Origin of the sequence: Pseudoalteromonas sp. S4741 (genome assembly GCF_005886135.1) — a bacterium.
Classification (GTDB): domain Bacteria; phylum Pseudomonadota; class Gammaproteobacteria; order Enterobacterales; family Alteromonadaceae; genus Pseudoalteromonas; species Pseudoalteromonas tetraodonis.
The window spans coordinates 1-11,636 of record NZ_PNCN01000111.1 but is presented as its reverse complement, the minus strand read 5'-3'; the positions used below and the strand labels follow the sequence as shown (position 1 = coordinate 11,636).

Below are 11,636 nucleotides of genomic sequence, written 5' to 3'. Positions count from 1 at the left end.
TCTAAAACAGTATGACCTGTATACTCGATGCGGGAGTGGCGGAATTGGTAGACGCGCTGGATTTAGGTTCCAGTATCTTAGGATGTGAGAGTTCAAGTCTCTCCTTCCGCACCATATTCTTGATAAGAATTAAAATTATCAGCAATTTCTTAGTTGGGATATCGCCAAGCGGTAAGGCACCAGGTTTTGATCCTGGCATTCCCAGGTTCAAATCCTGGTATCCCAGCCAACTTCTTCTACCAAAGAATGTTGTATAAGAATAAGAACTGCGGGAGTGGCGGAATTGGTAGACGCGCTGGATTTAGGTTCCAGTATCTTAGGATGTGAGAGTTCAAGTCTCTCCTTCCGCACCATGTTCTTAATTAGAACTAAAACTTATCCAAATTTAGAGTTGGGATATCGCCAAGCGGTAAGGCACCAGGTTTTGATCCTGGCATTCCCAGGTTCAAATCCTGGTATCCCAGCCAATTTGCATGTTTCTTTGATTGCCCCCACACTAGCTTCAAAACCACTAATATTTTTACTTTTATAATCCAATACCACATTTTTTCAGATATAAAAAAAGACCCAAATTTGAGCCTTTTCACCAACTAACTAAGCTCACCACTTATTGCGTATTTTAATACCCAGTTTTTTACCGGCCCTGTATTATTAGCTAACTTTAAAAATGTGCTGCGCGCCCATTTTAATGGGGCTATTTGGTTTGAGAAACCAAAGTAGCAAGCATCCATCATACTCATCATTAATAAATTAGCGTTACGACGACTACGTTCGTACTCTTTAAGCATTAGCGGGCAACCTACATCATCAGCTGTACGCAACACTTCAGCTAAGGCAGCCACATCTTGAAAGCCTAAATTAACGCCCTGTCCTGCCAGAGGATTAATGGTGTGCGCCGCATCACCCACTAAAACGAGTCGCCCTTGTGAATAATTATTGGCATGCTGCCTTGCTAGAGGAAATATAGCATGGCTTTGTACTTCAAAATCACCAGCGAGCTTTGGAAACTTTTCAATAATATGAGCTTTTAATGCGCTAGGTTGTAGGGCTTTAAATGCTTTGAGGGTATTTGCATCGTCATACCAAATTAAATTTGCATAAGGTGCTTGCATAGGTAAAAACGCAACGGGCCCTGTAGGTGTAAACTGCTGCCATGTTTTAACTTGTTGCGGTGCATCGAGCTTTATTAGCACGCCCATACAATGCTGCTGATATTGCCACCCAGTTATACCAATATTGGCTTTGCTACGTAATTGTGATTGCCCACCATCGGCTGCAATCACTAAATCAGCAGTATAGCTTTGTTCGTTATAGTGTAAGGTAATGCTATCGGGGTTTTGCTCTATTGCAGTTAAAGCCGATGAAGGATTAATCATTTCAATATTATGCTGCCCAAATTGCTGCCATAAGCTTGCTTGAATTAACTTATTCTCGATTAAATGACCTAAATGCGTGGTATTGATGGCATGGCAATCAAATAATAAATGATCGTTACCACGCTCAAAAGCTTCTAATTGCTCATAGGGAGCGAGTCTATTTTCGCGCAGCAATGGCATAGCACCGAGCTGATCAAGCAGTTTTTCCGAAAAGCGGTTAATAGCTGATACTCGTATATCAACTGCATCACTGCTAAGCACTAGTGATGCATCTATTGGGTGTTTTTCAATAACACGTACTGCTTTGCCTTGTTGCGCTAATTTAATAGCTATAGCGGCACCAACCATGCCGCCCCCTACTACAATTACATTACTTTTAGCCATGTTTTTCATCATTTTACTTCTGACTTAACTCTACTTTGATTGTATCGTAATTAGTTTGCTTTGTGTGAGCGCTTCGCTTAATTCTCTTATTAAACCCATACTATATTGATTTCAGATCACAAACATGAAATCTATACTTGGTTTTGAGCGTGTATCCAGCTAAAATACGCGTCCTTTAAGTCGAGCAAAATTTAATAATTGCGCCACTTATACCTGTTTCTAGCACATGTTTGTGCCACTATCGAATTGAACACGAGGCTATATTTCAATGAGCAAAAAGCTGCATATTAAAACCTGGGGTTGTCAGATGAACGAATACGACTCTCAGAAAATGGCTGATCTTCTAGATGCGACCAACGGCTATCAGCTAACTGAAGAAGCTGCTGATGCTGATGTTATATTACTTAACACCTGTTCAATTCGTGAAAAAGCGCAAGAAAAAGTATTTCACCAACTAGGTCGTTGGAAGTTATTAAAAGATGACAAACCAGACCTGATTATTGGTGTTGGCGGCTGTGTAGCATCGCAAGAAGGCGATTCAATTCGTCAACGCGCGCCGTTTGTCGATGTTATTTTTGGCCCACAAACATTGCACCGTTTACCTGAAATGATCAAACAAGTGCAAGGTAACAAAGGGTCATCAGTGGTTGATATTTCATTCCCAGAGATTGAAAAATTTGACCGTCTTCCTGAGCCAAAAGCGGAAGGTCCTACTGCGTTTGTATCAATTATGGAAGGGTGTTCTAAATACTGTACTTTCTGTGTTGTACCTTACACGCGTGGTGAAGAAGTAAGTCGCCCTGTTGATGACGTGTTATTAGAGGTTGCACAGTTAGCCGAGCAAGGCGTACGTGAAGTTAACTTACTAGGTCAAAACGTAAATGCGTACCGTGGTGATACACACGATGGTGAAATTTGCTATTTCTCAGACCTTATCCGTTTAGTAGCCGCAATTGACGGGATTGACCGTATTCGTTACACCACTTCACACCCCGTTGAGTTTACGCCTGACATTATTGACGCTTATGCCGATGTGCCTGAGCTGGTTGATCACTTACACCTTCCAGTACAAAGTGGCTCAGATCGTGTTTTAAACTTAATGAAACGCGGCCATACTGCACTTGAGTACAAATCAACTATTCGTAAGCTACGTAAAATTCGCCCTAACTTAAGCATGTCGTCAGATTTCATCATAGGTTTCCCAGGTGAAAGCAAGGCCGATTTTGAAGCGACCATGAACCTTATCAACGATATTGGTTTTGATATGAGCTTTAGCTTTATTTACAGTGCACGCCCAGGTACGCCAGCGGCCGATTTGCCAGATGACGTAACCGAGCAAGAGAAAAAAGAGCGCCTGTACTTATTACAAAACCGTATTACACAAATGGCACAGCAAATTAGCCGCCAAATGTTTGATACCGAACAACGTATATTAGTTGAAGGTCCTTCTAAGAAGAACCCGATGGAACTACGTGGCCGAACTGAAAACAACCGTGTAGTTAACTTTGTTGGCCCACACACAGTGATCGGTCAGTTTGTTGATGTACGTATTACCGAGGCACTACCAAACTCTTTACGTGGCGATTTAATTCGTACAGAATCAGAAATGAACTTACGCCGCGAAATTGCCCCTTCTGCTATTTTAACCAAAGCAGCGAGCGAGCAAAAAACCGAGACAGCTAACGAAATTGGCGTTGCTACTTTCGTACCTTAGTTGCAAAAATTCATTGCGTCAGTTAACGCTGGCGCACTGTAATAGGAAGTAATTTTGAGTAATCAGTTAAAAACATTAGAGATTTATTTAGAACCTGCCGACAACAAACGCCTTTCTTCATTATGTGGCCCGTTTGACGAAAACATCAAACAAATTGAACGCCGTCTAGGTGTTGAAATTATTCATCGTGATAACTTTTTTAAAGTAACCGGTAAACTACACAGTAGCGCCGGCGCGGTAGAGATCTTAAAAAACCTTTATATTGATACTCAGCCTGTACGTGGGGAAATTGGCGAAATTGAGCCTGACAACGTCCATTTAGCCATCACTGAGTCTAAAGCGCTTGAGCAAGACACCTCAAGTAGCGCCTACGGCAAAGAAATGATGATTAAAACCCGTCGTGGCGTGATTAAACCGCGTAACGATAACCAAGGCTCATATGTTGCTAATATTTTGCACCACGACATTACCTTTGGTATTGGCCCTGCGGGTACAGGTAAAACCTATCTTGCCGTTGCGGCGGCAGTTGATGCACTAGAGCGCCAAGAAATACGTCGTATATTGCTCACTCGCCCTGCGGTTGAAGCGGGTGAAAAACTTGGCTTTTTACCCGGTGATTTAAGCCAAAAAATAGACCCTTACTTACGCCCACTTTACGATGCCTTATTTGAAATGCTTGGCTTTGAACGTGTTGAAAAGCTGATTGAAAAAAACATCATCGAAATTGCTCCACTGGCTTATATGCGCGGACGCACACTTAATGATGCGTTTATTATTTTAGATGAAAGCCAAAATACCACCACAGAGCAAATGAAAATGTTCTTAACCCGTATTGGCTTTAATTCTAAAGCGGTGATCACCGGCGACATAACCCAAGTTGATTTACCTCGGGGAGCGCGCTCTGGCCTTCGTCATGCTATTGATGTGTTAGATGGCGTTGATGAAATTAGCTTTAACTTTTTTAAATCGCATGATGTAGTACGCCACCCTGTGGTAGCACGTATCGTTGAAGCCTATGAGCGCAACGACGAACGTGAGCGCCTTAAGCGATTAGAAAAACAACAAGCTAAAGAAGCGCTTGCCTCTCATGAGCAACCTGCGACTAAAGAGTAATACAGTGAAAACAGAACTTGATTTACAAATAGCGTGTGAGTTTGACAACTTACCCAGCCTTGAGCAGTTTGCAATGTGGGCCGATAAAGTACTTAGCCAATACCGCGATGAGTCTGAGCTGACCATTGTCATTAGCGATGAAGCACAGTCACAACAGCTCAATAATGACTACCGCGGTAAAAATAAGCCTACCAACGTATTATCGTTTGAATTTGAAGCGCCACCGGGTATTGATATCCCACTTGTGGGTGACTTAATTATTTGTCCAGCCATCGTTTTGGCTGAGGCCCAAGAGCAAGAAAAGTCATTTCATGACCACTTTGCCCATATGGTTATTCATGGATGCTTGCATTTACTTGGATTTGACCATATAAAGAGTGAAGATGCGTTAGAGATGGAAAGTATAGAAAAGCAATTACTTGCTGAACTAAACATAGCAGACCCATACCGGGACGATATTTAAATAAACGGAGCAATTAGACGTAATGAGCGACGATAACTCGCAATCTAGCCAGGGTTCTTCTGGCAGGACTTGGCTGGGCCGTATAACCCACATGTTGCAAGGGGAACCCCAGAATAGAGAAGAACTGGTTGAGGTGATTGCCGATGCCCAAGAGCGGGATGTAATCGATCCTGAAACCAAAGAAATGATTGAAGGTGTGCTTGGTGTGTCTGAGCTTAAAGTGCGAGATATTATGATACCGCGCTCACAAATGGTCACCTTGGAAATTGATAGCCCGCTTGAAGAGCATATACCTATGATGGTTGACTCTACCCACTCTCGTTTTCCGGTTGTGTGTGAAGATAAAGACCATGTAGAAGGGATTTTACTCGCAAAAGACTTATTACCTCTCATTTTAAACAAAGATGAGCATTTACCATCGCTACGTGACTATTTACGTCCTGCTATGGTGGTGCCTGAAAGTAAACGGGTTGATACTCTGCTTAACGAGTTTCGTCAGCAACGCTACCATATGGCAATCGTGATAGACGAATACGGCGGCGTATCTGGTTTGGTCACTATTGAAGATATTCTTGAGATCATTGTTGGTGAAATCGAAGATGAGCACGATGAAGAAGAAGAACAACAAGATATTCGTCAACTAGCTAAACATGTTTACGTTGTGCAGGCACTGACCCCTGTAGATGACTTTAATGAGCATTTTAAATCAGGTTACAGCTCGCAAGACGCCGATACTATTGGTGGTATCGTATTACATGCCTTTGGCCATATGCCGAGTCGTGGCGAAACTATTGATATAGACGGGTTTCAGTTTAAAGTAACTAATTCTGATAACCGTCGTATATTACAACTGCAAGTCACCATTCCTAAGGCTGATGATAACGACAGTGAAGAAACTGCTAACTAGCCTCACCCTACTAGCAAAAGATAAAAAAGCATGGCTCGCACTGGTTGCGGGCCTTGTTTTGACTTTTAGCTACGCGCCTTTTGGTATTTGGCCAATTGTATTTTTTAGCTTGGTCGCATTATTTTATTGTATCCCTGCAAACCTCACTGGAAAAAAACACGCTAAAACCGCGGCTAAATATGGCTTTATATTTGGCCTGGGCTGGTTTGGTGCAGGTATAAGTTGGGTACATGTTTCTATCGCCACCTTTGGTGGTATGCCACTTATCGCTTCCATTTCGTTAATGGTATTACTGTGCAGCTACCTTTCATTATTTCCTGCGTTGGCACTATGGGCAACCACTCGTTTTTCAAACGGCTCTATAAGTTTTGCAGCGCTACTACTCCCTTGTTTTGCGATTAGTGAATATTTGCGAGCCAAGCTATTAACCGGTTTTCCTTGGTTAAGCTTTGGCTATACACAAACAGATAGCCCACTGAATGCCCTTGCTCCTTTTATTGGTGAATTTGGACTCACGCTATTATGTATTGCCATTGGTTTTGCATTGTACAGCTTAACGCAAAAACAATTTAAAATGCCTGTTGTTACCGCTGCTGTGGTTGTTTTAGCTTTTGCAGGTGCACATTTTACAAAGGCACCCCATTACTCCAATAAAGACCTTTCTGTGCTGCTTGTACAAGGTAATATAAAACAACACTTGCGCTTTGACCCCAGTGAGTTTTGGACCACCATGAGTAAGTATCAAGATATGACGCGCCGTCACTGGGATGCTGATTTAATTGTGTGGCCTGAAGCTGCAGTGCCTGAAATAGAAGCCCTCGCCGATTCATATTTAGCAGGCTTAGACAGTGCCGCCTCATTTAATAAAACCGCGCTAGTAACGGGTATTGTCGATTACCAACGCGATACAAAAACCATTTTCAATACGCTGATTGTGGTCGGTAACAAAGAGCAAAATGATGAACATGGCCACTACCGTTACTTAGACAGTAACCGCTATCAAAAGCATCAGTTATTGCCTATTGGAGAGTTTGTTCCCTTTGAAGACATACTGCGCCCCATAGCTCCGTTATTTGATTTGCCTATGTCATCGTTCTCTCGCGGTGATAAAGTGCAAAATAACTTACGCGCGAATGGCTTTAATCTACTGCCCGCTATTTGCTACGAAATAGTCTTTGCTGATTTAGTGCGTGGTAACTACAAAAGCGACTCAGACATATTATTTACGGTGAGTAATGATGCTTGGTTTGGTGATTCAATCGGCCCCCACCAGCATATGCAAATTGCCCGCATGCGCGCCCTAGAACTACAGCGTCCATTAGTGCGTGTTACCAACAACGGCATAAGTGGTGTATACGACCCCATAAGCCAAACACGTCAAACTATGCCACAGTTTGAAACTACCACACTTAAAGCCAATATAAAGCTCATACAAGGGGATAGCGTGTATAGCCAATACGGCAATGGGTTTGTATGGGGGTTTATATTGTTATTGGGTATGATTGGATTTGGGGTTAGGTTTAAGAAGTAAATTCGTTGGTTACTAGCTCAATAGAGACTTCACCTCACTAAGTTGCGGCTGCAATCTATTTATCCCTTCTTGTTGTTGCTCGATTTTATATTTTTTAGCCCCGATATGCTCAGCATCCATAGTCAAACGATTGTCGTCTTCAGCTGGCCCATATTGGCTATTATTTATGGTTAAACTACGTTATACAGTGCTCTGCTTAAGCTTATTTATATGCTCTTGTAATGCAACCACTTGCTTATATGCCTTTTCTAAATTTTGATATTGCTCAGCAAATGTTGCGCTATCTTCGCTGTATTTTTGAACCTTTGCGTCTAAAAACTCTGATAAAACATAGTCAAGTTCTTCTTGTGATTCGTCACCTGTAGGTTGCCGCTCTGTTTCTACTAAAGCCTGATTGTTATAATTAGATGCTTGATATTGAATTGAGGCGGTTGAAATCTTCATTATTTTATCCCTAAAATAAATTTGTCACTATTTTAGGTATCGACTGATATTTTAAACTCTTGAGTAGGATTGACTGATAAAAGCAAATAAAAAAGCCCTACTTGATTAAAGCAGGGCTTAACGTATTTTTTACCTTAAAATTACGACTCAATAGCCAGTAATTCCACCTCAAAAATAAGCAATGACGCAGGAGGTATACTCCCTACCCGCTTTTCACCATAGGCAAGCTGGTGCGGTATATAAAACTGAAATTTATCGCCCGGGCTCATCAGTTGCAGACCCTCAGTCCAGCCTTTTATCACTTGGTGCAAGCCAAAGCTAATCGGAGTTTTACGCTCTACTGAGCTGTCAAATACAGTGCCGTCGATTAAAGTGCCATGATAATGCACTTTCACCATACTTGTTGGGCTAGGTGTATTTTCGCTCTGTCCTTTATGGATTATTTTATATTGCAAGCCAGATGCGGTTTCATTTACACCTTCAGTTTTTGCATTAGCAATTAAATAATCACTTTCAATTTGTGCGTTAGCGATTGCTTGCTGCTTAGCTTTTTTACTGTTTTTAAAAATTAAAACACAAAAAATTGCAATAACAATCAGTAAAATTATATTGATCATAACTCCCCTTTTTCATCTTCTGAGTCGTGGTCTTTTTCGTCACTGTTATCGCCATTAACAATATCGGCAATGTCTTTTAATCGCGCTAATGCAATGCCATTAACCGAATCTTCTGGGTAGTGTTCATCAACCATGTCACCCGCGTCAATGTCCATTAGTAAGTTTAGCGCTTGGTCAACGGTTTCAACGGCGAAAATATTAAATTTACCCAGTTCAACCGCATTGAGTATTTCATCATCAAGTACTAAGTTAACTTGGTTTGATTTTGGAATAATAACGCCTTGCTCACCCGTTAAGCCGCGCATTTTACATAGCTTAAAGAAACCTTCTATTTTCTCGTTTACACCACCAATGGCCTGTACATCACCATGCTGATTAATAGAGCCGGTTAGTGCAATAGATTGGCTTATTGGTAAACTGGTGATCGCCGAAATTAGCGCACAAAGTTCAGCAAGAGAGGCGCTATCACCATCTATGTAGCCATAACTTTGTTCAATAGCGATATTCGCACTGAGTGTTAAGCTAAAGTGTTGCGCGTATTTGTTACCTAAATAACCAGTGAGCAGCATTACCCCTTTTGAGTGAATTGCTTTACCCAGCTCAGCTTCGCGTTCCACATCAATTACGCCGTCGGCGCCCGCATAAACGGTAGCAGTAATACGTGCAGGTGTGCCAAATGAGGTGTCACCAATGTGCAGTACAGTTAAACCATTTACTTTACCTACGGCTTGCCCGTCGGTCGCAATTAAGGTGTGCCCTTCTTTTATATCGCTGAGCATATTTTCACTAATTTGCCCCGTACGATATTGTTTGCCTTCAATCGCTTCGTCAATATGGCGTGCATCAATCACCGTTAGCTTGTCTTGTTTAGCGTAAAAACTAGCCTCAGCCACCAGCTCTAATACATCAGCAAAACGGGCTGAGAGTTTATTATGGTGCTCAGCTTGGCGATAACTAAACTTAAGCAATCGCACCATTGCTGATTCGTTTAACGTGCACTTTAATGTTTGCTCGCAGTAATCACTGACTTTAGTAATAAACTGATACTGCAGCTTATCGCTACTTGGTAAGTAATAATCAAAATCGGCAAGTACTCTAAATAACTCGGCAAATTCTTCGTCGTATTCACCGATGGTGTAATAAAGCTCACGTGAACCAAGCAAAATAATTTTCACATCAAGCGGTATTAACTGCGGGCGAAGCGTAAAGCTACTGCCAACTACACTGTCTTGATAAGGTAAGTCATTTTTAATTTGATGCGTTTTTAACGACAGTTTTAGTCCATCCCACACTTGGAGTTGAGCCATTACTTTTTCAGCATCCATAATTAAATAGCCGCCATTCGCGCGGTGCAATGCACCTGGTTGAATTGATCGATAGCTGGTAATTAACGACCCTTGCGATGTGGCGTATTCAATTTTGCCAAAAATATTACCAAACGTTGGGTTTGGCTCGTAAACAACCGGTGCCGCATCGCCTTCTTTATATTCGACCAAAATATTAGGCGCAAAAAAGTCGGTAAGCATGCCTTTACGATCAAAGTCTTCTTTGTTTTCTTCGCTTTCACCTTCATCATCAAGCCATTCGAGCACGGCATCAATAATTTCTACACGTATATCTTTTAAATAACGCAGTACACCAATATGGCTGGCATATTTATGTTCTAAATCTTTTAATAACGGTTTAGTCGCTTGCTCAGCGGTAGACTTTTTAAGGTTGCGAAGCTTTTCTTTGGATTCACGCTTCCAGCGCGGTAACTCAATAAGCGCTTCAATGAGGGCATCTTCTAATTTTTCTATACGCTCAAAAAACATCTCGCGTAAGTCATCTTCAAGATCAGAAAACTCATTATCGGTAAGTTGTTTACCATCAATCAGCGGTGCAAAGCCGACTACGCCTTTTTCTTCAATTAGTGCCACACTTTGCTCAAGCGCGGCTATTTCTACCGATGTAATGGCGCCATCGTAAGCATCGTTAAACTCACGGTCTATCGATTTTTTCTTACGCTGATAGGCTGGGTTATCAAATGCAGCAGGAAAGGTGTCGAGTACTTCATCAATAAACGAGTCAATATCATCGGCTAATTGTTTGCTTTGCCCTGCATGCATAAATAACGCAATAGGCTCACGGTGATCGTCGTAGTTATTAACATATAACCATTCATGCGGTGTTGTGCGCTCTTTAGCGTGTTGTTTTAATTTGTCTTTTACTAAGGTAAAACGCCCGTGTGCCGCCTCTCCCATTACGTAAACATTATAACCGGGTAGGTCCATTCCTAAAGAAAAGTCCAACGCACTTTGCGCACGTTGTTGGCCTATAAAGGTAAGTTGTTCAGGGTATGGATTGCTCATGCAAGTGCTTACATGGCTCGAAGAAATACTCGGTGCAAGATTTGATACAGGTAGTGGCAGCAGTTTTTTCGTCATTCTAACTTCTTTTTTTACCAGCTTAATTGCTAGATTTGGGTATATTGAGTGGCCTACAGCCACTCAATACTTATATTTAGGGTTGTAAAGCCTGGCGGCTAAAATAGATGCCATCACACTGCGTACAAGGAATAATTTGCGTTGCATGGTAAACATCGTAACTATGGTTGCAATTCTTACATACTAATGTGCCCATGGCTATCCATTCACCTGCGTGATAAACACCATTATGCTTAAAATCTTCACTTAATGACTGCCATTCAAGCTGTGTTTTGTCTTCAATATGAGAAAGTTCAAACCACAATGACTCTTTAAGCTCCTGCCATGCAAGCGAATTATAGTAGCTGTTATTTTCTTGTAGATGAGAGATATCGCGCATTAAGTAATTACGATAAAGCTGATATTTTTCTTCACCTAAATCTTTAAGTGCCTGCTCAGATTCAATAAATCGCTTTACTGCGGCTTTAACCTCATGCTCTTTCACATCTTTTAACCAATCGGTTAAATCACTAAGCCATGCTCTGTAATCTGCCATTTTATACTCCTTCAAAATTGTGAGGGGACTGATATTTATACGGCGCTATTAGCTGTTGATAAAAACAACACCATACAGGCTTTGTTTAGGGTCTGTTGACCTTTTAAGGTTAAATTTGCAGCAGTC

The 11,636-nt window shown here is 41.6% G+C and carries 10 protein-coding genes and 4 tRNA genes; 9 read left to right on the top strand and 5 right to left on the bottom strand.

From position 1 onward, the window contains the following. Positions 1-29 precede the first annotated feature (29 nt). The 4 genes from CWC30_RS14620 to CWC30_RS14605 all read left to right on the top strand — a co-directional run bounded on the left by CWC30_RS14620 (position 30) and on the right by CWC30_RS14605 (position 467). Positions 30-114, top strand: a tRNA-Leu gene (locus CWC30_RS14620). Positions 115-154: 40 nt separating this feature from the next. Beyond that, a tRNA-Gln gene (locus CWC30_RS14615) sits at positions 155-229 on the top strand. A 39-nt stretch (positions 230-268) separates the two neighbouring features. Next, positions 269-353, top strand: a tRNA-Leu gene (locus CWC30_RS14610). Positions 354-392: 39 nt separating this feature from the next. After that, a tRNA-Gln gene (locus tag CWC30_RS14605) sits at positions 393-467 on the top strand. Positions 468-590: 123 nt separating this feature from the next. Here CWC30_RS14605 and CWC30_RS14600 read toward each other — a convergent pair. After that, complete coding sequence (locus tag CWC30_RS14600) at positions 591-1,772, bottom strand: FAD-dependent oxidoreductase (protein WP_138627458.1); 1,182 nt, start codon at positions 1,770-1,772, stop codon at positions 591-593. Between the two features lie 256 nt (positions 1,773-2,028). Here CWC30_RS14600 and miaB point away from each other — a divergent pair, with 256 nt between their 5' ends. Genes miaB through lnt form a run of 5 tightly spaced genes read left to right on the top strand, consistent with a single transcriptional unit; the run spans position 2,029 to position 7,488 of the window. Next, entirely contained in the window at positions 2,029-3,474 is a 1,446-nt protein-coding gene (gene miaB / locus CWC30_RS14595) for a tRNA (N6-isopentenyl adenosine(37)-C2)-methylthiotransferase MiaB (RefSeq protein WP_069439958.1), read from the top strand. A gap of 54 nt (positions 3,475-3,528) precedes the next feature. Next, positions 3,529-4,587: a PhoH family protein gene (locus CWC30_RS14590; protein ID WP_069439957.1), complete on the top strand. Its 1,059-nt coding sequence runs from the start codon at positions 3,529-3,531 to the stop codon at positions 4,585-4,587. 4 nt (positions 4,588-4,591) lie between these two features. Then, positions 4,592-5,050, top strand: coding sequence for an rRNA maturation RNase YbeY (gene ybeY / locus CWC30_RS14585; protein WP_008115159.1), 459 nt, complete (start codon positions 4,592-4,594; stop codon positions 5,048-5,050). A 22-nt stretch (positions 5,051-5,072) separates the two neighbouring features. Then, complete coding sequence (corC, locus tag CWC30_RS14580; protein ID WP_036982057.1) at positions 5,073-5,957, top strand: CNNM family magnesium/cobalt transport protein CorC; 885 nt, start codon at positions 5,073-5,075, stop codon at positions 5,955-5,957. Beyond that, positions 5,938-7,488, top strand: coding sequence for an apolipoprotein N-acyltransferase (gene lnt / locus CWC30_RS14575; protein ID WP_171034727.1), 1,551 nt, complete (start codon positions 5,938-5,940; stop codon positions 7,486-7,488). Before corC ends, lnt begins: the two co-directional genes overlap by 20 nt. Positions 7,489-7,668: 180 nt before the next feature. Here lnt and CWC30_RS18880 read toward each other — a convergent pair whose 3' ends face one another. The 4 genes from CWC30_RS18880 to CWC30_RS14555 all read right to left on the bottom strand — a co-directional run bounded on the left by CWC30_RS18880 (position 7,669) and on the right by CWC30_RS14555 (position 11,510). After that, complete coding sequence (locus tag CWC30_RS18880) at positions 7,669-7,932, bottom strand: hypothetical protein (RefSeq protein ID WP_249929886.1); 264 nt, start codon at positions 7,930-7,932, stop codon at positions 7,669-7,671. 140 nt (positions 7,933-8,072) lie between these two features. Continuing rightward, positions 8,073-8,549, bottom strand: coding sequence for a BamJ family beta-barrel-assembly machinery protein (gene bamJ, locus CWC30_RS14565; protein WP_036982055.1), 477 nt, complete (start codon positions 8,547-8,549; stop codon positions 8,073-8,075). Then, positions 8,546-10,975, bottom strand: a complete 2,430-nt coding sequence (locus tag CWC30_RS14560; RefSeq protein ID WP_138627456.1) for a Lon protease family protein — start codon at positions 10,973-10,975, stop codon at positions 8,546-8,548. Before CWC30_RS14560 ends, bamJ begins: the two co-directional genes overlap by 4 nt. Positions 10,976-11,051: 76 nt before the next feature. After that, a complete protein-coding gene (locus CWC30_RS14555) occupies positions 11,052-11,510 on the bottom strand; it encodes a zinc ribbon-containing protein (protein WP_138627455.1) in 459 nt (152 codons plus the stop codon). Positions 11,511-11,636: the final 126 nt, after the last annotated feature.

What these genes read in the sequence shown, in the direction of transcription:
- CWC30_RS14600 (WP_138627458.1), bottom strand. Translation starts at nt 1,772, where the DNA reads ATGATGAAAAACATGGCTAAAAGTAATGTAATTGTAGTAGGGGGCGGC.
- miaB (WP_069439958.1), top strand. Translation starts at nt 2,029, where the DNA reads ATGAGCAAAAAGCTGCATATTAAAACCTGGGGTTGTCAGATGAACGAA.
- corC (WP_036982057.1), top strand. Translation starts at nt 5,073, where the DNA reads ATGAGCGACGATAACTCGCAATCTAGCCAGGGTTCTTCTGGCAGGACT.
- CWC30_RS18880 (WP_249929886.1), bottom strand. Translation starts at nt 7,932, where the DNA reads ATGAAGATTTCAACCGCCTCAATTCAATATCAAGCATCTAATTATAAC.
- bamJ (WP_036982055.1), bottom strand. Translation starts at nt 8,549, where the DNA reads ATGATCAATATAATTTTACTGATTGTTATTGCAATTTTTTGTGTTTTA.
- CWC30_RS14560 (WP_138627456.1), bottom strand. Translation starts at nt 10,975, where the DNA reads ATGACGAAAAAACTGCTGCCACTACCTGTATCAAATCTTGCACCGAGT.
- CWC30_RS14555 (WP_138627455.1), bottom strand. Translation starts at nt 11,510, where the DNA reads ATGGCAGATTACAGAGCATGGCTTAGTGATTTAACCGATTGGTTAAAA.